General features: G+C 48.3%; 17 protein-coding genes. 16 read left to right on the top strand and 1 reads right to left on the bottom strand.

The genetic code is table 11. The features are described 5' to 3' along the window. Positions 1–98: 98 nt before the first annotated feature. Together secA and prfB are read left to right on the top strand one after the other, a co-directional pair. Entirely contained in the window at positions 99–2,642 is a 2,544-nt protein-coding gene (gene secA, locus EDD67_RS00535; RefSeq protein ID WP_121439254.1) for a preprotein translocase subunit SecA, read from the top strand. Positions 2,643–2,726: 84 nt separating this feature from the next. Beyond that, positions 2,727–3,828, top strand: a protein-coding gene (prfB, locus tag EDD67_RS00530; RefSeq protein ID WP_121439253.1) for a peptide chain release factor 2 whose coding sequence is annotated in 2 segments (ribosomal slippage) — positions 2,727–2,798 and positions 2,800–3,828 — 1,101 coding nt in all. Because the reading frame shifts where the segments join, the coding sequence is not laid out codon by codon here. Between the two features lie 211 nt (positions 3,829–4,039). Here prfB and EDD67_RS00525 read toward each other — a convergent pair. After that, complete coding sequence (locus EDD67_RS00525; RefSeq protein WP_123875781.1) at positions 4,040–4,261, bottom strand: hypothetical protein; 222 nt, start codon at positions 4,259–4,261, stop codon at positions 4,040–4,042. Between the two features lie 212 nt (positions 4,262–4,473). Here EDD67_RS00525 and EDD67_RS00520 point away from each other — a divergent pair, with 212 nt between their 5' ends. From EDD67_RS00520 to lgt, 14 genes are all read left to right on the top strand, one after another. Next, positions 4,474–5,298, top strand: a complete 825-nt coding sequence (locus tag EDD67_RS00520; RefSeq protein WP_371859247.1) for a YitT family protein — start codon at positions 4,474–4,476, stop codon at positions 5,296–5,298. Between the two features lie 50 nt (positions 5,299–5,348). After that, complete coding sequence (locus EDD67_RS00515; RefSeq protein ID WP_158638161.1) at positions 5,349–5,708, top strand: c-type cytochrome; 360 nt, start codon at positions 5,349–5,351, stop codon at positions 5,706–5,708. Positions 5,709–5,940: 232 nt separating this feature from the next. Next, a complete protein-coding gene (gene ftsE / locus EDD67_RS00510; RefSeq protein WP_093074299.1) occupies positions 5,941–6,627 on the top strand; it encodes a cell division ATP-binding protein FtsE in 687 nt (228 codons plus the stop codon). Further along, on the top strand, positions 6,617–7,510 hold the full coding sequence (ftsX, locus tag EDD67_RS00505) for a permease-like cell division protein FtsX (protein WP_093074297.1): 894 nt from the start codon (positions 6,617–6,619) through the stop codon (positions 7,508–7,510). Before ftsE ends, ftsX begins: the two co-directional genes overlap by 11 nt. 145 nt (positions 7,511–7,655) lie before the next feature. Beyond that, complete coding sequence (locus tag EDD67_RS00500) at positions 7,656–9,089, top strand: murein hydrolase activator EnvC family protein (protein ID WP_242005952.1); 1,434 nt, start codon at positions 7,656–7,658, stop codon at positions 9,087–9,089. A gap of 177 nt (positions 9,090–9,266) precedes the next feature. Continuing rightward, entirely contained in the window at positions 9,267–10,745 is a 1,479-nt protein-coding gene (locus EDD67_RS00495) for a S41 family peptidase (protein WP_121439250.1), read from the top strand. A 153-nt stretch (positions 10,746–10,898) separates the two neighbouring features. Further along, entirely contained in the window at positions 10,899–12,506 is a 1,608-nt protein-coding gene (locus EDD67_RS00490; RefSeq protein WP_121439249.1) for a PDZ domain-containing protein, read from the top strand. Between the two features lie 168 nt (positions 12,507–12,674). Further along, the gene (gene uvrB, locus EDD67_RS00485) at positions 12,675–14,672 is read left to right on the top strand and encodes an excinuclease ABC subunit UvrB (RefSeq protein WP_121439248.1); all 1,998 of its coding nucleotides are present in this window, start codon (positions 12,675–12,677) and stop codon (positions 14,670–14,672) included. A 6-nt stretch (positions 14,673–14,678) separates the two neighbouring features. Next, positions 14,679–17,570: an excinuclease ABC subunit UvrA gene (uvrA, locus tag EDD67_RS00480; protein ID WP_121439247.1), complete on the top strand. Its 2,892-nt coding sequence runs from the start codon at positions 14,679–14,681 to the stop codon at positions 17,568–17,570. A 140-nt stretch (positions 17,571–17,710) separates the two neighbouring features. Further along, positions 17,711–18,892 (top strand): DUF4097 family beta strand repeat-containing protein, encoded by a 1,182-nt coding sequence (locus EDD67_RS00475; RefSeq protein ID WP_121439246.1) that lies wholly within the window; start codon positions 17,711–17,713, stop codon positions 18,890–18,892. Positions 18,893–18,958: 66 nt separating this feature from the next. After that, positions 18,959–19,162 (top strand): PspC domain-containing protein, encoded by a 204-nt coding sequence (locus tag EDD67_RS00470; protein WP_121439524.1) that lies wholly within the window; start codon positions 18,959–18,961, stop codon positions 19,160–19,162. Further along, positions 19,162–19,518 carry a phage holin family protein gene (locus tag EDD67_RS00465; protein WP_121439245.1) on the top strand — a complete coding sequence of 119 codons (357 nt, stop codon included), beginning with the start codon at positions 19,162–19,164 and terminating at the stop codon, positions 19,516–19,518. The genes EDD67_RS00470 and EDD67_RS00465 overlap by 1 nt, the downstream gene beginning before the upstream one ends. A gap of 140 nt (positions 19,519–19,658) precedes the next feature. Then, positions 19,659–20,594 (top strand): HPr(Ser) kinase/phosphatase, encoded by a 936-nt coding sequence (hprK, locus tag EDD67_RS00460; RefSeq protein WP_121439244.1) that lies wholly within the window; start codon positions 19,659–19,661, stop codon positions 20,592–20,594. A gap of 32 nt (positions 20,595–20,626) precedes the next feature. Next, the gene (lgt, locus tag EDD67_RS00455) at positions 20,627–21,478 is read left to right on the top strand and encodes a prolipoprotein diacylglyceryl transferase (RefSeq protein ID WP_121439243.1); all 852 of its coding nucleotides are present in this window, start codon (positions 20,627–20,629) and stop codon (positions 21,476–21,478) included. The last annotated feature ends 9 nt before the right edge of the window (positions 21,479–21,487 follow it).

Genomic DNA, 21,487 nt, shown 5'->3' with positions numbered 1-21,487 from the left:
ACTGATAAAATGTACAGTAGCGTTTTATGAGGTTTTGCTCGGGTGGTTTATCTTCTTGAGCCAAACGGCGTGAAAAATCGAAAAGGGAGCCATGTCCGATGTTAGGAATGTTAAAGAAAGTGATCGGCGATTCGGATGCGCGCCATCTGAAGAAACTGCAAAAAACGGTAGATCAAATTAATCAATACAGTGATGAACTGAAGCTTTTAAGCGACAGTGACTTGCGTCAAAAAACGAATGAGTTTAAAGCACGTTATGAAGACGGGGAAAAACTTGATGATATGCTTCCTGAGGCTTTTGCGACTGTTCGCGAAGCATCGAAGCGGGTGACGGGAATGACGCATTTTGACGTCCAGCTTTTAGGCGGAATTGTGCTGCATTACGGAGATATCGCCGAGATGAAAACCGGAGAAGGGAAGACGCTTGTTGCTACGCTCCCGGTTTATTTGAACGCGATCACCGGAAAAGGAGCACACGTCGTCACTGTTAACGAATATCTTGCCCGGCGTGACGCCCGTGATATGGGGGAGATTTATGAATTTCTCGGCTTGAGCGTAGGACTCAATGTCAGCGGGATGAAAAAAGAAGAAAAGCGGGAAGCCTACCTCGCAGATGTCACTTACGGCACGAATAACGAGTTTGGTTTTGATTATTTGCGCGATAACATGGTGACGTACAAAGAGCAAATGGTCCAGCGTCCGCTTCATTTTGCGATCGTGGACGAAGTCGATTCGATTTTGATTGACGAAGCACGGACGCCGCTAATCATTTCAGGATCGGCGAACCGCACGAGTGAACTATACACCGCCGCGAATTCCTTCGTGCGGATGTTAAAGGAAGACCGTGATTATACGTTCGATGAACAGACGAAAAACGCTCAATTGACAGAAGAAGGGGTCAACAAAGCTGAACGGGTATTTAATATTAACAATTTGTTTGATTCCGAACACGTCCAGCTGAATCACAATATTACTCAAGCATTGAAAGCGCACTTGTCGATGACGCGCGATGAAGACTACGTCGTGCAAGACGGCCAAGTGGTCATTGTCGACCAGTTCACCGGACGTCTGATGACAGGCCGGCGTTTCAGCGACGGGCTGCACCAGGCGATTGAAGCGAAGGAAGGGCTTGAGATTAAGCGTGAGAGCATGACGCTTGCGTCGATTACGTTCCAGAACTTCTTCCGGATGTATGAGAAACTCTCGGGGATGACCGGGACAGCGAAAACAGAAGAAGAAGAGCTCCGGAATATTTACAATATGAACGTCTTTGCTGTGCCGACTAATGAACCGATGGTCCGCGAAGACCGGTCGGACTTAATTTATAAAACGCTCGATGCGAAACACCGCGCAATCGTAAACCATATCGAAGAGCTGTACAAAACAGGGCAGCCTGTGCTTGTCGGTACAGTAAATGTCGATTCTTCCGAGCTTGTATCGAAACTGTTGAAGAAACGAAAGATTCCGCACAATGTCTTAAACGCAAAAAATCATGCGAAAGAAGCGGAAATTATTGCAAATGCGGGTACAAAAGGCGCGGTTACGATTGCAACGAATATGGCCGGACGCGGTACCGACATCAAACTCGGCGACGGCGTCGCTGAACTCGGCGGGCTGTTTGTCCTCGGCACGGAGCGCCATGAATCGCGCAGAATTGATAACCAGCTCCGCGGACGTTCCGGCCGGCAAGGCGATCCCGGTGTTTCGCAGTTTTATTTGTCTTTGGAAGACCCGCTTATGCGCCGGTTCGGCTCGGAAAACATGAGCAAGATGATGGAGCGGCTCGGGATGGAAGAAGATCAGCCGATTGAAAGCCGGCTCGTTTCACGGGCAGTTGAACAGGCGCAAAAACGTGTGGAAGGAAACAACTTCGACGCACGGAAACAGATTCTCTCCTATGACGATGTTATGCGTGAACAGCGCGATGTGATTTATAAGCAGCGCATGGAAGTGCTTGAATCTGATAATTTGCGCCCGGTGATTGAAGATATGCTCAGCAACGTGGTGAAGCGGACGGTTGAACTGTATACGCCGGAAGAGGACGTGCCGGAAGACTGGAACCTGCAAGGCATTCTCGATTACGTCAACACGTATTTATTGACAGATAAGCAAATTGAGGAGACGGAATTGAAAGGCCTTGAACCGGAAGAGATGCACGAGCTGATCTTTGAACGCGTCAACGACGAGTACCAAGCGCGCGAAGATTACTTCGGTTCAGCGGAAATGCGCGAATTTGAGCGTGTAATCCTGCTTCGGTCTGTCGATCAAAAGTGGACGAATCATATTGATCAAATGGAACAGCTTCGTCAAGGCATTCACTTGCGTGCATACGGTCAGGGCGACCCATTGCGTGACTATAAATTCGAAGGCTTTGAAATGTTCGAGGAAATGGTCGAGAGTATTGAAGAAGAAGTGTCACGCTATATTATGAAATCGCAAATTAAAGGGAACATGGAAAGAAAGCAAGTTGCCGAAGAAAATGAAGCGGTGCATCAATCTTCATCAGACCCGGAGAAAGCGGCTAAAGAGAAGCAGTCAAACAAGCCGTACCAAAAGAATGCTGAAGATGAAACCGGCCGGAATGAACCGTGTCCTTGCGGTTCCGGCAAAAAATACAAAAACTGCCACGGACGATTGCAATAAGTTTGCCGCATTTGCGCATTCTTTTGCTGAGAGAAATTGGCCGATAGGATTGGAACAGCAGTATTTACGAAAGGTTGATCAGAGATGGATAAAGCGGAAATTCGACATGAATTGCAAAATATGGCTAACCGATTAGCGGAATTCAGGGGGTCTCTTTGACGTCACTGAAAAAGAGACCCGCATAGAGGAATTGGAAGAGCGCATGGCCACCCCGTCTTTTTGGGATGACCAAACGGAAGCGCAAAAAGTCATCGGTGAAACAAATGCGCTAAAAGAAATGACCCAAACGTACAGAAAGCTGGAAGAAGAGCTTGAAAACCTGGAAATCTCTTTTCAGCTTGTTGAGGAAGAAGGCGATGAGGAATTAGCCGCGGAGATGGAAGCGCAGTTAAAAACGCTCATTAAAGAAGTAAATGCGTTTGAACTGCAGCTGCTTTTAAGCGGACCGTACGATAAAAACAATGCAATCTTAGAAATTCATCCGGGCGCGGGCGGCACGGAATCACAAGACTGGGCGAGCATGCTCTTGCGCATGTATACCCGCTTTGCGGAATCAATGAATTTCCAAGTTGACACGTTGGATTATTTGCCCGGGGATGAAGCGGGTGTGAAGAGTGTTGTCTTGCAAATTAGCGGGCCGAATGCCTACGGTTATTTGAAAGCGGAAAAGGGTGTTCACCGTCTCGTTCGCATCAGCCCGTTTGATTCTTCCGGACGGCGTCACACGTCGTTTGCTTCCTGCGAAGTCATGCCGGAGTTAGATGATAATGTTGAAGTGACGATCAACAGCGATGACTTGCGTATTGATACATTTCGTTCCAGCGGTGCAGGCGGTCAGCACGTCAACACGACCGATTCGGCAGTAAGAATCACCCATTTGCCGACAAATACCGTGGTCAGCTGTCAGTCGGAGCGTTCACAGCTTAAAAACCGGGAAAAAGCGATGAAAGCGCTCCGGTCGAAGCTTCATCAGCTCGAACTGCAAAAACAGCAGGAAGAAGCGGATGAAATCCGGGGCGAACAGTCTGATATCGGCTGGGGCAGTCAAATTCGCTCGTACGTTTTTCACCCGTATAATATGGTGAAAGATCACCGGACAAACTATGAAGTCGGCAATACAGAAGCGGTGATGGACGGGAAATTGATGCCGTTCATCGACGCTTACTTGCGCAAACAAATCGAATAACAAGAAGCACCGCTTAAGAAGCGGTGCTCAGACTGTAGACAAACTATATTTTGATGTCAGCCATGAATCCACTACCCTCCGCTTGCCCCGGGCAAGGACTCAGCTAGTATTCGGCGGCCTCGGGCCGCCGAATCCGGATCTTCGTCGCTTGCTTTCCCGGAGGCGTCGGAGGAGTGGATGCATGGCTTCTTTTTTTATAAATACACTCACTTCAAAAAATAGGATGACCCAGCATCCCGGCTTTCTCCTGCGGGATAGCGAGACAGACGAGACCCTGCAGGGCATCAGCCCGAAGCGGCTCGGCGCTCGCCCGCGGACTAGTAAGACACGGCGAAGTCTTTTTGAGCCGATGTCGCAGTGATACCTTCAGGTGAAAGAAGCCGGACGATGCGTCGTCATCCGTTCCTTTTAACATGACAACTAATGATGTCATGACTTTGTCAACACTCTGAGCACCGCTTAAAAAAAAGCGGTGCTTTTTTATTCTAAAGCGTTAGCGGGTTCGCGTTTACAGGCTTTGCAGCCGGTGATATACTACTGAAGGATTTTAATGCGAAAGCGGTGAAGACTTTTATGATGAAAGAATTAAATCGCAATCGGCATCAACCGCTGCTCTCGCCGGCTCAGCAGACGGTTGCCGAGTTTATGTTTGTACTGCTTGGGTCCGCGCTCGTTGCGGTATCATTCAATTTGTTTTTGTTGCCTAACCAAATTGCTTCAGGCGGAGTTTCCGGGATTTCGACCATTACATATAACGTCTTCGGCATCGAACCGGCCTATGCGCAATGGGCGTTAAATATTCCTTTGTTTATAGCGGGGATCCTGCTGCTCGGAGGGAGTTTGCTTGGGAGCGTCATGTACGGGATGAAGACGCTGGCCGGAACACTCTTCTTGCCGTATGTCGTTTACTTAACCCGCGAATTGGAGCCGGCGACAACCGATCCGCTTTTGGCGGCCATTTTTGGCGGTATCGGGGTCGGGCTCGGTTTAGGAACGGTTTTTCGGACGCACGCATCGACCGGCGGCACCGACCTTGCGGCGCAAATTTTCAATAAATATACCGGTATTTCACTCGGGGTATCCGTTTTTGTTATGGACGGGCTGATTGTCGCGACAAGTGCCGCAGTGTTCGGTTTTGAATTTGCGTTGTATGCACTGATCGCCTTGTTCACGACGGGGAAAACGATCGATATCGTCCAGATCGGTTTTGGCTATTCGAAGCAAGTGCTGATTATTTCGGAAAAGGAAGAAGCGGTGAAAAACGCGCTTTTAACGAAAGTTGATCGGGGTGTAACCAAACTGAACGCCTTCGGCGGGTACACAGATGATGAAAGACCGGTGTTAATGTGTGTGGTCGGCCGAAATGAAGTGACAAAATTAAAGCGTGTCGTGCAAGAAATTGATTCCGGGGCGTTTATGATTGTAAATGACACCTCCGAAGTGCTCGGTGAGGGTTTCAAAAAAGTGTAATTCGGTTATAATTGAAATGTGTGAAGATTAAAACGAGGGGGATGAAAGAGATGAAGAAATTGACAGCCATGCTGGCGAGCGCCGTCATTATTCTCGGTGCATGCGGAAATGCTGAAGAAAACAATGACGCAGATCCTGCAGAGAATAATAATGCCGCGGAAGAGAATAATGCAAATGAAAATGCTGCTGACAGCGGTGAGTATGATCTAGCGAACGGGGAAGAAATGTATAACGGCAATTGTGCCTCTTGTCACGGCGGAGATTTAGAAGGCGGTTCAGGTCCCGGGCTTGAGGGGCTTTCGCATGACGAGGTCTTAACGGCTATCCAAGAAGGCCCAGGAAGCATGCAGGCAGATATTGTCGAAGGTGATGACGCGGAAGACGTTGCCGCGTGGGTTGCGGATCAGTAATTGTCCGGAGTTACAATAGCGGAATAATAGCAACTTCCAGCTCTTTCCATGACAGCGTTATGGAAAGGGCTTTTTTATTTTTGTAGTCAGATTGAAATCTAATTGTAAAAAACTTTAACTGTTCTTGTCGAAAATTGATGATATAATGTGATAGGTATTGTCAAGAATTGCGGCTTATTATCAAGAATAATCAATTATACACACGACTAAATATACATAGGAAGTGATCAGTTTGATTCAAATGCAGGATGTTTGGAAAACTTATCCAAACGGTGTCATGGCGATTAACGGGATGACCATCCATATCGACAGCGGAGAATTCGTGTATATTGTCGGGTCCAGCGGCGCCGGCAAATCGAGTTTTATTAAAATGCTCTACCGAGAAGAAAAGCCGACGCGCGGAGAAATCTTCATCGATGACAAAAAACTTGCTGATTATAAGGAGCGGCATATTCCTTATTTGCGCCGGAATATGGGTGTTGTATTCCAAGACTTTAAACTGTTACCCGGTTTAACCGTGTTTGAAAACATCGCTTTTGCTCTGGAAGTTATTGAAGAGAAAAAAGATGAAATTAAACGTCGCGTGATGCAAGTGTTAGATATTGTCCGGTTAAAAAATAAAGCGCGTTTTTATCCGCACGAACTTTCCGGCGGTGAACAGCAGCGCGTTGCGATTGCCCGTGCGATTGTCAACAATCCGTCGGTATTGATCGCTGATGAACCGACAGGAAACCTTGACCCGGATACGTCTTGGGAAATCATGCATATTTTAGAAGAGATCAATGACCGCGGTACAACCGTGTTGATGGCGACACACAACCGCGAAATCGTCAACAGTATGCGCAAACGGGTAATTGCTATTGAAGGAGGCCGCATTGCGCGGGATGAAGTTAGGGGGACGTACAACAATGAAAGTTAGGACATACGGCCGCCACTTTAAAGAGGGCAGCAAAAATCTCGTACGCAACGGCTGGATGACGTTTGCTTCAATTAGCGCCGTGACGGTGATGCTGCTTGTCGTCGGCGCTTTTCTTGCCGTGATCATGAACATAAATCATTTTGCCGACTCGCTGGAAGAAGATGTCGAAATTCGCGTTTTTATCGACCGCGATGCGGAAACATCGGAACAGGATAACTTGGAAGAAAATATCGACACGCTCTCGGGCGTCGACACGATTGATTATATCCCCCGCGACGAAGGTTTGGAAGACTTTATTGACAGTTTGGGTGATGAAGGGGATTATTTCGAGTCGCTCCGCGAGGAGAACCCGTTAAACGACGTGTTTGTCGTGAATGCCGAAAATCCTGAGCAAACGGATCGTTTGGCTGCCGACATTGAAGGCATGGATCATGTTGAAAACCTTGAATACGGCCAAGATATTTTTGAACAGCTGTTCTCCGCGACTGATTTCATCCGGATTGCCGGAATTGTCTTGATCGCCGGGCTGCTGTTCACAGCGATATTCTTGATTGCGAATACAATTAAATTGACAATCATTGCCCGAAAAACCGAAATCGGCATTATGAAACTTGTCGGTGCGACAAACAGTTTTATTCGCTGGCCGTTCTTTATTGAGGGACTGCTGCTCGGAATCCTCGGGTCGATTCTGCCGATCGCTGCCCTGACCTATGGCTATGACCAGCTTTATCATGCGATCGGCGAACGGACCGGTTTGGATTTCTTTGAATTCTTGCCGCCTTACCCGATGCTTTTGCAAATTTCTGTCCTGCTGGTTGTTACAGGTGCAGTCGTCGGTGTATGGGGAAGCTTAATGAGTGTTAGGAAATTCTTGAAAGTATAGCCGGATTTATTAACGGAATAATGATCGCCAGTCAGCCGGAACCGAACAGTTTGGCTGACCGATCATTGTTCGTTTCAAAGAACGACGCCTATTTCCCGGGAAATAGGCTTACATATTGCAAAACGTAAGGAAAGGAGCAAGCGCAGTGAAAAAGACGATGATCGGTTTACTGACAATCCCGTTATTTTTGTTAACGGACGCAGCTGTAAATACATATTCATCTGTTTCGGCAGAATTTAATGAAGACAAAGGGGAAGACCTGGAAGAACAGATCGAAGAATTCCGCGCAGAACAGGATGAAGCAGCGGAAGAGTCGGATTTAACGGAAGAAGAGTTAGAAGAAATTGAAGAAGAAATGGATGAAGTGGAAGCGGAACTCGCCGAATTGGATGAGCAAATGGCGGAGACGCAGATGGAAATTGATGATAAAGAAGAGGAAAAAGCTGCAACGGAGTCGCGAATCAGTGACTTGCACGCTGACATTGAAGAACTAGAAGAACGCATTGCTGAGCGTGACGATATTTTAAAAGACCGAGTCCGTTCGATGCACCAAAACGGCGGTGATGTCAGCTATCTTGAAGTCGTGCTCGGAGCGCAAAATTTCGGTGACCTAATCGAGCGGATCTCAACGCTGAACACAGTGCATGAGCAAGATCGCGATATTTTAGAAGAGCACATTGCAGATATGAAAAGTTTAGAAGAAGCAAAAGCGGCGCTTGAAGAAGAACTTGCCGCTTTAGAAGAACAAGTAGCGGAACTTGAAAGTCTGGAAGCTGATTTAGATGCTCAGATGGAAGAAAAAGACGCTTTCCTCGAAGAGCTGGAAGAAGAGGGTTATGATCTTGAAAATGATTTAATGTCGCTTGAGGATGAACAAGAATTCCTTGAACAGCAGGAAGCAGCCGCAGAGCAGGAACTGCAAGCTTGGGAAGAGGAAAAAGAGCGGATTGAAGAAGAAAAAGAGCGCCAACGGCAAAAAGAGCTTGAGCGTCAGCGCCGAGAAGAACGTGAGCGTCAGCAGCAGGAAGAAGAGGAACGCCGCGCTCAAGAAGAAGCTGAGGCGGAAGAACAGGAATCATCGACATCTTCCGGAAGCGACAACAGCGGCTCAAGCAACAGTTCGGGCAGTAATAACACGTCAGCCGAAGCTGAGAGCTCTTCCAGCGGCGGAACGCTGGCGCGTCCGGCAAACGGCCGTGTCACATCCGGTTTTGACCCGAATCGCAAGCACCCGGTTCACGGCGATGTGCGCCCGCATACAGGAAAAGATTTCGGGCGTGACGGCGGCACAGATATATATGCAGCTGAAGACGGAACGGTTATTTCCTCCAGCCGCATGGGCGGATACGGAAATACAGTGATGATTTCGCATAACATTGACGGCCAGGCCGTGACGACGATGTATGCTCATTTGGCTTCATCAAGTGTCTCGGCGGGAGACCGTGTTTCGCGCGGAGAACGGATTGCTACGATGGGGACAACCGGAACGTCAACCGGCGTACACTTGCATTTTGAAGTTCACCCTGGCGGTTATTCCGGCGGCTCGTCAGCTGTTCCTCCGGCTGAATGGCTGAATTAATCTTAAACACCGAAGCTGAAAAACCCGCGTATGTTTTGTTAAGCATGCGCGGGTTTTCTTTATTTTGCGGGTAAATATTCAGCGAATTATTTTCGAACGAGCTGACAGTCTGATATCATAACGGTAATGAATGATTAAAAAATGCGTTGCGATAAATAATTCGAATGAGGTGTCGAAATGAACAAAAAAAATGCAGTCCTCCCCGTGGCTGTCGTGTTTTCATTAGCTGCGGGCGCTGGCGGTATGTATGCGGCGATGGACTTAACCGATACGGAAGACTCTCAAGAGGAAAGCGTAAACGAAGAAGCTCTATTGAATGAAGAAGTTAGCGAAGAAGAAGACGGCGCTGACCTTGCTTCTGAGCTGGAAAAAATCGAAGAAACGTTTAACATCGTCTCATCACAGTACATTGATGATGTTGACGAGACGGAATTGGTAGATGGAGCGATTTCCGGCATGCTGGAAACGCTTGATGATCCTTATTCTGTTTACATGGACGAAGAAACGGCCGGAGAGTTTATGGAGTCGCTCGATTCCTCGTTCGAAGGGATCGGCGCGGAAGTGAATATGACCGACGGGCAAGTGACGATTGTTGCGCCGATTCCGGATACACCGGCTGAAGAGGCCGGGTTGCGTCCGAATGATCAGCTGATCGAAATTGACGGCGAAAACATCGAAGATTTATCGTTAAATGAAGCGGTGATGGAAATTCGCGGTGAGAAAGGAACGACGGTGACGTTAACGATTGACCGCCCGGGTTCCAGCGATTTAATGGAGATCGACGTCGAGCGTGACGAAATTCCTGTCGAGACCGTTTCTTCAGAAGTTGTTGAAAAAGACGGACAGACGATCGGTGAATTAGAAATCCGCTCATTTTCGGAAAACACCGCCGAACAGTTTGAGGAAGAACTGATGGCGTTAGAAGATGAAGGTATCGACGGTTTGATCCTCGATGTACGCGGCAATCCGGGAGGTTATTTGCAGAGTGTTGAGCAGATCGGCGACTTGATTGTACCCGGCGGTGAACCGATTGTGCAGATGGAAGATCCGAACGGCGAAGTTGTCCGGGAAATTTCCAATCTCGAAGAAGATAAAGACTACCCGATTGTCACTTTGATTAATGAAGGCAGTGCATCGGCATCAGAAATATTGGCAGCTGCATTAAAAGAAGCCGCCGATCAAGATGTTGTCGGCGAAACGACATTCGGCAAGGGTACAGTCCAACAGACACTGCCGTTTGAAGATGGAAGTGAATTGAAGCTCTCGATGTTCCGCTGGTTGACCTCTGCCGGAAATGATATTGACGAAAACGGGGTCGAGCCGACTCATGAAGTTTCCCAGCCGGACTACTTTTATTTATCACCGCTGGAAAATGACGAGCCGTTGGAATACGATATGTCCAATGACGACGTTGAAACAGCGCAAGTTATGCTCGGCGCGATGGGATATGATCCGGGACGGGAAGACGGCTATTTCGATGAGTCTACCGAAGAAGCAGTCCGGTCCCTGCAAGAAGAGGAAGGTTTAGAAACAAGCGGCCAAATTGATGAAGACACGGCTGATCGTATGCAGGAGCTTCTGATTGATTTAATTCAAGATCCAGATGAAGACCTCCAGCGTGAAAAAGCGATCGAACTTCTCACAGACGGCGAATAATCATGTTCATAATCAAACCGCGGTGCAAATTATCGCCCGCGGTTTTCTCTTTTGAAAGAATTTGCGAAAAATTCCTTTTCTTTTTAATGGAATCCTTTAAAATGAAAGGGAGAGAAGCTCAGTTATTTATCGTGTGGAGGAGGCATTGTTTCAATGGAAATCGGTACAGAAATATTGTGGGCGATCGTCAGGCTGTTGATGAACCCTCTTACATATATTTTTTTAATTGTTTCATGGTGGGCCGCGGCGGCTGTTGTTAAACGGCAGCGCCGGGATTTTCATACGAGAGTGCACAGTATCGGTGATCAGCTGATCTCTCCGGCTGCGGTATCTTTCATAGCGGCTGCAGCTGTCACGGCGGTTATTCTGCTGATAGGAGTTGAATTGCCCGCAGGAGTGCTTATGCTCTTAGGCGCGGTTTGGCTTCCGTTGCTGCTTACGCGCAACGGACGGTGGATGAGTTTTACGGTCGCCGGTCCGTTAACGCTGTTAATTCTCCCTTGGCTTCCTGCCGGCGGGACGGATTGGCCGCTCGTGAATCAGCGTCTCGCCGAAATATCAGAATGGAATGTGTACAACTTTGTGATTCTTTTGGCTGTCATGGCTTTAGCCGAAGCGGTGCTAATCCGTAAAGACGGCGCCGCGCAAACGTCGCCGACGGTTGTGCGCAGCCCGCGGGGGAAAATGGTCGGAGAGCACCGGGCGCGCCGGATTTGGTTATTGCCGGTCGTTTTTCTTTTTCCGGCCGGAGCAGTTTCCGGCTCGGCTTATTGGCCGCTGCTTCCCGAATTAGCCGTAACAGGCGGACTCGGGTTTATCGCTGTCCCTTTTCTGCTCGGTTTGCAGCTGCGCATTCACAGTGATATGCCGGCCGACGGCGTCCGAAAAGTCGGATTTCGTTTAACGCTGCTCGCTCTTTTAACAGCGGGTGCTGCTGCCGGTGCTTACTGGTATGAACCGTTAATTTGGGCGGTTCCGGCTCTTATGCTTTTGGGCCGCGCAGGAATATTTTTTGTCTATCAAGCCGGCGACCAAAAACGCATCAGTCAGTTCCCGCGCCTAGAGCAGGGAATGAAAGTGCTCGGTGTCCTTCCTGATACAACAGCGGAAAAACTGGAAATTCTAATCGGAGAAATCATTACAAAAGTAAACGGGCGTGAAGTTCTTTCCCAGCGAGAATTTTACGACGCCCTGCAGCAAAACCCGGCCTTTTGTAAATTGGAAATAAAGGATCGAAACGGTGAACCGCGCATTGCGCAGGCGTCAGTATACGAAAAGGATCACTATCAAATCGGCTGCCTCTTTGTACCTGACGACGAATACGGGAATTTATCCTCACGGGCGCTCCGTTCATCGGCAGTTATCCAAAGCGACCGGGCGGATATTGCCCGGGAACGCTCTGAGGAAGACTCGGCTGCTTTTCACGCGGAAGAAACAGCTGCGGGGTTCGACGAAGATATAACGGCTGAAACGCCGGAGAATGAGGCAGACTCACAGGCGGTAAATGATGACAGCGGAGATAACGTTCATGAGCGATTCTCGGAAAGCTCAGCAGAGGAAGAGAACCCCGAAGAAGAGGAAAGAACCGATGCAGAAGAAGAGCCGGAACCGCTTTTGGAACAGCAAGATGATCTGCCGGACGAAGCTTACGGACAAGCTTCCGGTTTATCTGCTTTTTACGATGAATTTCGCGATACGCGCCCCAAGCGTGATTACCAACGGCCGACGGATGCAGATGAAGACTATGATAAGAATGTTTAAACGGTTAACCGCCTGCTTAGGCGGTTTTTTCGTATGATTTTGACCGAATGCACGTTCGCAGTCTGTATGATATAATCGGTGCCTGCCAGTCAAAACAGTTGCTTTCACATGATAGAATCGTTACGCTCAAACAAGATAAACGGCAGGAAATGAAGGGGAGGGCGATCAATGACCTTGCAGGAGAGCGAAACATTTCAACTGGAATCGGCTTACGAGCCGCAAGGCGACCAACCGCAGGCAATTGAGCATCTCGTTAATGGTATATACAATGGGAAGCAGTTTCAAACTCTGCTCGGGGCGACAGGAACGGGCAAGACGTTTACCGCGTCAAACGTGATTCAGCAAGTCAATAAACCGACGCTTGTCATTGCCCACAATAAAACGCTCGCAGGTCAGCTCTACAGTGAGTTTAAAGAGCTGTTTCCGAACAACCGGGTAGAGTACTTTGTCAGTTATTACGATTATTATCAGCCGGAAGCGTATATTCCGCAGTCGGACACATATATCGAAAAAGATGCAAGCATTAATGATGAAATTGATAAATTACGGCACTCCGCGACAAGCGCTCTGTTTGAACGCAATGATGTCATCATCGTGGCCAGTGTTTCATGCATATACGGTCTCGGTTCCCCGGAAGAATACCGCGATCTTGTTGTCAGCCTGCGAAAAGGCATGGAGCGCGAGCGGAACAATTTACTGCGTCAGCTCGTCGATGTGCAATACGAACGCAACGATATAAATTTTACGCGCGGAACGTTTCGCGTACGCGGCGATGTAGTTGAAATTTTTCCTGCTTCGCGTGATGAACACTGCTTGCGTATTGAATTTTTCGGTGATGAGATCGACCGGATTACCGAGGTTGATGCTCTGACCGGTGAAATTCTCGGCGAACGCAATCACGCTGCGATTTTTCCCGCTTCGCACTTTGTGACTCGCGAGGAAAAATTAAAGCGGGCGATCGAAAACATTGAAAAAGAACTGGAAGAACGGCTCGCCGAGCTGAACAGCCAAGATAAACTGTTGGAAGCACAGCGGCTCGAACAGCGGACCCGCTACGATATCGAAATGATGCAGGAAATGGGGTATTGTTCCGGCATCGAGAACTACTCCCGGCATTTAACGTTTCGAGAAGCGGGAGCAACGCCGTATACCCTGCTTGATTTTTTCCCGAATGATTTCTTAATGATTGTCGATGAGTCGCACGTGACGCTTCCGCAAGTGCGGGGAATGTACAACGGCGACCAGGCGCGTAAATCAGTACTCGTCGATCACGGTTTTCGTCTTCCGTCAGCAAAGGACAACCGGCCGCTGACATTTGCGGAGTTTGAAGAGCATATTCATCAGGCGCTGTTTGTCTCGGCTACGCCCGGCCCTTATGAACTGGAGAAGACCCCGGAACTTGTCGAACAGATTATTCGTCCGACAGGTCTGTTAGACCCATCGATTGATGTCCGCCCGATCGAAGGGCAAATTGATGACTTAATCGAAGAAATCCGCATCCGGCGCGAACGCAATGAACGGGTGTTGGTGACGACATTGACGAAAAAAATGTCGGAAGATTTGACCGACTATTTAAAAGAAATCGGTATTCGCGTCAAATATTTGCACTCAGATATTAAAACGCTCGAGCGCATTCAGATTATCCGTGACTTGCGTAAAGGCGAATTCGATGTACTGATCGGGATCAATTTGCTGCGTGAAGGACTCGATATGCCGGAAGTATCGCTCGTTACCATTTTAGATGCAGACAAAGAAGGATTTTTGCGCGCAGAACGCTCGTTGATTCAAACGATGGGCCGTGCCGCCAGAAACGCGAACGGCCATGTCATTATGTATGCAGATAAAATAACGAAGTCAATGGATATTGCGATCGAAGAAACGAAACGGCGCCGCACGAAACAAAAGGCGTATAATGAGGAGCACGGGATTACGCCGACAACGATCAGCAAACCGATTCCGGAGCTGATTCAGGCGACGTATGCCGCCGAAGAGGAAGAAGCGTACGAAGCGTTTACGAAGGCGCCGCAAGAACAGCTCAGTAAAAAAGACCGTGAAAAGGTAATTGAACGAATGGAGACGGAAATGAAGCAGGCGGCGAAAGATTTAGATTTCGAACGGGCTGCCGAGCTGCGCGATGTGATTTTGGAGCTTAAATCGGAAGGGTGACAAAAGATGCCATTGGAAAACCTTACTGTTAAGGGAGCGCGGTCGCACAATTTAAAAGATATTGATGTGACGATTCCGCGCGATAAACTGATTGTTATGACCGGGCTGTCCGGGTCCGGCAAGTCTTCGCTCGCTTTTGATACGATTTATGCTGAAGGCCAGCGCCGTTACGTTGAATCGCTTTCGGCGTATGCGCGTCAATTTCTCGGTCAAATGGATAAACCGGATGTCGATTCGATTGAAGGCCTTTCACCGGCGATCTCGATCGATCAAAAAACGACCAGCCGCAATCCGCGTTCGACAGTCGGCACCGTGACGGAAATTTATGATTATTTGCGCTTGCTGTTTGCGCGCGTCGGCCGTCCGGTTTGTCCGACACACGGGATTGAAATTTCATCGCAAACCGTACAGCAAATCGTCGATCAGCTCCTCGGCTATGAAGAACGGACGAAAATGCAAATTCTCGCTCCGATCGTTGCCGGCCGAAAAGGAACGCATCAAAATGTACTGACCGATATCAAAAAGCAAGGCTTTGTCCGCGTGCGTGTCGACGGAGAGATGCATGAAGCGGCCGAAGCGGATCAATTAGAGTTAAATAAAAACAAAAAACATAACATTGAAGTCGTGATCGACCGGATTGTCATTAAGGAAGGAATTGAAGCGAGATTAGCCGATTCTGTCGAAACAGCAGCTAACCTTGCGGACGGCAAGGTGCTCGTCGATGTTATCGGCGAGCAAGAATTGACATTCAGCCAAAAACACGCCTGTCCGCATTGCGGTTTTTCGATCGGTGAATTGGAACCGCGAATGTTTTCGTTTAACAGTCCGTTCGGGGCGTGTCCTACGTGCGACGGAATCGGGCACAAATTAGAAGTCGATCAAGACCTTGTCATTCCCGATCCATCGCTTTCGCTTCGGGATCACGCGATCCAAGCGTGGAAGCCGGTCAGTTCCCATTATTACCCGGAACTGCTCGCGAGTGTTTGTGATCATTTCGGTATCGATATGGATACGCCGTTTAAAAATCTGCCGGAGGATCAGCAGAATATCGTTTTATACGGAGGCGGTTCGGAAATCATCAGCTTTCGGTTTGAAAATGAGTTCGGACGCACACGCGAAAAAGACATGACCTTTGAAGGCGTTTTGACAAATATTTCCCGGCGCTACCGGGAGACCGGTTCTGATTATATTCGCGAGCAAATGGCTTCATACATGACAGAGACGACCTGTCCGACCTGCAGCGGAAACCGTCTGACAAAAGAATCGCTTGCGGTTAAAATAGCGGGGTATCATATCGGCGAATTGACTGATATGTCTGTTAAAACCGGCAAGGGTTTTTTCGAAGAATTGACGCTGTCAGATAAAGAGATGACGATCGCGCGGATGATCATCCGCGAAATCGATGAACGGCTCGGATTTTTAATGAACGTCGGCTTGGAATATTTGACGCTTTCCCGTTCAGCGGGAACCCTTTCCGGCGGGGAAGCGCAGCGGATCAGACTGGCAACGCAAATCGGCTCTTCTCTAATGGGCGTTCTCTATATTCTTGACGAACCGTCGATCGGCCTCCACCAGCGCGATAATCACCGTTTGATTACGACGCTGGAGCGGATGCGCGATCTCGGCAATACGCTCATTGTTGTCGAGCACGATGAAGATACGATGCTCGCAGCCGATCACATCATTGATGTCGGCCCCGGGGCCGGTGCGCATGGCGGATGGATCACGGCTGAAGGAACACCGGAAGAAGTGAAAGCCAACTCCGCATCGTTAACCGGGGAATACTTGTCCGGGAAGAAATTTATTCCGCTTCCGGCTGAACGCCGGCAACCGGACGGCCGCAAGCTGTCGATCACAGAAGCAGAAGAAAATAATTTGCAAAAAACGAATGTAGATATCCCGCTCGGCATGCTCGTGGCGGTGACAGGAGTTTCCGGGTCGGGCAAAAGTACGCTTATTAATGATATTTTGTACAAATCGCTGGCGCAGAAACTGACGACAGCAAAAGAAAAACCGGGAAAAGTGAAAGAAGTGGCCGGCACTGAACATTTAGAGAAGGTTGTTGAAATCGATCAATCGCCGATCGGCCGGACACCGCGGTCAAATCCGGCTACTTATACGGGTGTATTTGACGACATTCGCGACGTGTTTGCGATGACGAACGAAGCGAAAGTGCGCGGCTACAAAAAAGGACGCTTTAGTTTTAACGTCAAAGGCGGCCGCTGTGAAGCGTGCCGCGGCGACGGGATTATTAAAATTGAGATGCATTTTCTGCCGGATGTCTACGTGCCGTGTGAAGAATGCGACGGAAAACGGTACAATCGCGAGACGCTGGAAGTGAAATATAAAGGAAAAAGTATTGCCGACGTGCTCGCGATGACAGTTGAAGATGCGCTGGAATTCTTTGAGAACATTCCGCGGATAAAAAGAAAAATTCAGACGCTGTTTGATGTCGGACTCGGATATATGACGCTTGGACAGCAGGCGACGACGCTATCAGGGGGCGAAGCACAGCGCGTGAAACTGGCTTCGCAGCTGCACCGGCGAACAAACGGCAAGTCGCTTTATATTCTTGACGAACCGACAACAGGGCTGCACGTCCACGATATCGGCCGTTTGCTGAACGTGCTGCAGCGCCTTGTTGATAACGGCGATACGGTATTAATCATTGAGCATAACCTTGATGTGATTAAAACAATGGATCACGTCATCGATCTCGGTCCGGAAGGCGGAGATAAAGGCGGGAAGCTTGTCGCCTCTGGCACACCGGAGGAAGTCGCAGCAATCGCTGACTCGCATACGGGGAGATACTTGCAGCCGATCCTTGAACGCGAGCGCGCCCGTATGAAAGAACGCTTAAAAGAAAAAGAAAGGGCGGCGGCAGAGTCGCCGAACTGACATGGAATGCCGTATTCTTACGGCATTTTTTTGTTGAAACTTTTAAGCCGGCTTTTCGTAATCCAAGACGAGTAAAAATTTATGAAAAAGGGAATTATATAAGGTGACTGTGCGTATGAACATTTTAAGGAGGGGTTGAAATGTCAGAAGAACGCAAAATGGTGCTGAAAATGATTGAAGACGGGAAAATCACTGCGGAAGAAGGCTCGCAGCTGTTGGAAGCTCTGAAAGAGGATTCTTCCGGCCAAGTGAAAGAAGATATTTCGAAAGTGAAGGATGCGGAAGACGCGCAAGAAGCATCGCAAACGACCGACAAAAAAGCCGCGGGCCATGAAGCAAAACCGGAAGACGGCTATATATCAAAAGATGTCAATTGGGACGCGGAAGGCGGCTTTCGGCGGGCAGAAGAGAAAGTACAGACCTTCGCCGGCCGGTTCACAGATTTTATTGAAGATGCGATTTATAAAATCAAAGAGTCCGATTTGGATTTCAATTTCGGCAATTCAGTTGAAGTTCAGCATATATTTCATCATTCCGGAGCGCATGTAGAAGAAGCGCGCGTGCATATTGAAAACGGCAATGTCGAGTTCCTTCCGTGGGACGGAGATGATGTCCGCGTGGAGTGCAATGTCAAAGTATACAAAGTGGAGGATGCCGAAGAGGCTCGCCGCACATTTTTAAACAATGTCGTCTTTGAAGTTTCTGACGATAAAGTCAAACTCGAGTCAAAGAAAAAAACGATGAAAGTCCATACGGTTGTCCGTGTTCCCCGGGCTAAATTGGAAGAAGTGAAAATCTATGCGTTTAACGGCAAGATAACCGGGGAACGTGTATCGGCAGATAAGGCAGAAATGCAGACCGTAAACGGGCGGATTCAATTCGATCATCTGCACGCAGATAAATTGAAGTTAGAAACCGTCAACGGGACTGTCAGCGTGAATCATTTGGACGCGGAAAAAGCCGATATTAAAACTGTAAATGGAACCGTGACGATTAAGAGCGCCCGCGGGGATACAGAAGCTGAAACATTGAACGGCACCATCCATTTCAGTTTAACCGATCCGACGTTCTCCCGTGCTTATTTGAAAACAACGACAGGCAGCGTCCATGTAGCGGTGCCGTCAAGAATGAAAACAGAAGGGGTTCTGAAATCGACGATTGGAAACATTGACTGCGATCTTCCGAGAATGACAATTATTGATGAGAAGCGGGACTTTGCAAGCAAGCGCGTGTCGTTTATATCGAATAAAAACGGTGACCGGCAGCTTTACTTGGAGGTCGAAGCGACAACCGGATCGATCTATGTGCAATCAGAACACTAATCCGCCCCTTATTATCGGTTCCCCCAAATGAAAAAACGAACTGCCGAAAAAATCGAGAAGGGCGTGATGAGATTGAAACGATTATACAAGTCTGAAAGCGATCGTAAAATAGCAGGCATTTGCGGAGGTCTCGGCGATTATTTCAATATCGATCCGACAATTATCCGGATCGTCTTTTTGATCTTGATTATCCCGGCCAATATTATGATGATTCTCGGTTATATTTTGATGATGCTCGTGATTCCCGATGAATCGGAAGTGGCGTCCTAATGGTCTGGCTCGTTCATATTTTAGTAAATGCCGTGACCTTGATGATCATTGCGCACTTTTTCGCTTCGGTAACATTATCAGGGTTTGGCGCGGCGATTTTAGCCAGTATTATTCTCGGGATCGTCAATATGATTGTTAAGCCGATTCTCGTGATCTTGACGCTCCCGGTGACAGTTTTAACACTCGGTTTGTTTTTGTTTGTGATCAATGCGATCACACTGTTGTTAACTTCTGCTGTTATGGGCGACAACTTTTCGATTGACAGTTTCGGGATGGCTGTCGTGGCAGCGGTGATCTTTGCGATCTTGAGTTCGTTAATCCACTCATTTATTATCGATCCGCTGACAAAACGATAAATGCGTCTAAACGGAAGGAGGTCCCGCTCCTTCCGTTCTTTTATGAATTTCCTTTCTGTCAATCGGCTTTGGGTGTGCTAAAATAAAAGTATTATTTAGCGCGGCCGCCTTATATGGTCAGCCTAAGGAGGAATTTTTGTATGGCGGAAGTTACAGCAAAAGACTTGATTGAGGAATTTAATTTAGAACTTATTAATAATGAAGAACAAACAGTTTTCAGGCCGGTCACGACCAGCGATATTTCTCGGCCCGGCATGGAGATGGCCGGTTATTTTACATATTACCCGGCCAAACGGATTCAGCTGCTCGGTAAAACGGAGCTCTCATTTTATGAAGAACTTTCTGAAAGTGATAAGGAAGACCGAATGTACCGTCTATGTACATACGATACACCGGCGATTATCATTTCGCGCGGCATCGAAGCGCCGGAATTTTTAATTGCCGCTGCAAATGCGGTCGGGGTTCCGTTATTGTCGAGTGAAAAAACAACGACAAGAATGAGCAGTATGCTGACGACGTTTTTAGAAAGCCGCTTAGCGCCGATGACGGCGATGCACGGTGTGCTAATTGATATTTACGGAATCGGCGTTTTAATTACGGGATCAAGCGGCGTCGGGAAAAGCGAAACAGCACTGGACCTTGTGCGCCGCGGGCATCGGCTTGTCGCTGACGATTCTGTCGAAATACGTCAAGAACATGACGGTATTCTCGTCGGTCGTTCGCCGGAATTGATCAAGCATTTGCTTGAAATCCGCGGTCTCGGAATCATCAATGTCATGACGCTGTTTGGAGCCGGATCGGTGAGGAATTTCAAGCGTATCGGTTTGGCGATCGACTTGGAGATTTGGGACAACAAAAAACAGTATGACCGCTTAGGGCTCGATGAAGATTCAGTAAAGATCTTCGACACCGAAGTCCCGAAAATTGAAATCCCTGTTCGGCCTGGGCGCAACTTGGCAGTAATCATCGAGGTAGCGGCGATGAACTTCAGGCTGAAGCGCATGGGAATCAATGCAGCAGAGCAATTTTCTGAACGTCTGTCCAGTGTGATCGACGAAGGAGCATCTGAAGACTGAAAATCAGTTAAAAATAATTTCGAGGTGAAACAATGATTACAGCAACAGCTCAACCACTCAATCCAATCGCATTTGAACTCGGACCGCTGACCGTTCATTGGTACGGCCTGATCATCGGCATCGGCGCTGTCCTCGGTTATCTTCTTGCTCAATCGGAAGCGAAAAAACGCGGCTTGCCTGAAGATACATTGGCGGATCTTTTACTGTTCGCTTTGCCGCTGGCGATTTTAGGAGCGCGTCTTTATTACGTGATATTCTCGTGGGAAAATTATGCCGATCAACCTGTGCGCGCCCTTTATATATGGGAAGGCGGGCTGGCGATTCACGGCGGGTTAATTGCCTCGGCGATTACAGCGATCGTGTTTGCGCGAAAAAAAGGGTTATCTTTCTGGAAAATTGCTGATATTACTGCTCCGAGCATCTTGCTGGGCCAGGCTGTCGGCCGCTGGGGTAATTTTATCAATCAGGAAGCTTACGGAGGCGAAGTTTCACGCGGATTTCTTGAAAGTTTGTTCCTGCCGGAATTTATTATTGAACAAATGTTTATTAACGGTGCCTATCATCATCCGACGTTTTTATACGAATCGCTTTGGAATCTTGCCGGTGTAGCGCTGTTATTGTATTTGCGCAAAGTCAATATGCGGCAAGGTGAACTGTTTATTACGTATATGATTTGGTATTCGTTCGGGCGCTTTTTTATCGAAGGTTTGCGGACCGATTCATTGATGCTCTTCGATGTTATTCAAGTCGCGCAGCTGATTTCGCTCGTGGCGATTGCAGGGGGGATGGCTCTGCTCGTTTACCGGCGGAAAACAGGAATGTCCAACAGGCGTTACTTAGATGCTGAGCCACAGAAAACAAACGTAAAGAAGTCAAAATCATAAGGAGAAACG

The sequence above is a fragment of the Salisediminibacterium halotolerans genome (assembly GCF_003814815.1).
Lineage (GTDB): Bacteria > Bacillota > Bacilli > Bacillales > Salisediminibacteriaceae > Salisediminibacterium > Salisediminibacterium halotolerans.
The sequence above is the reverse complement of the archived record's forward strand: the minus strand, read 5'-3'. Positions and strand labels throughout refer to the sequence as shown.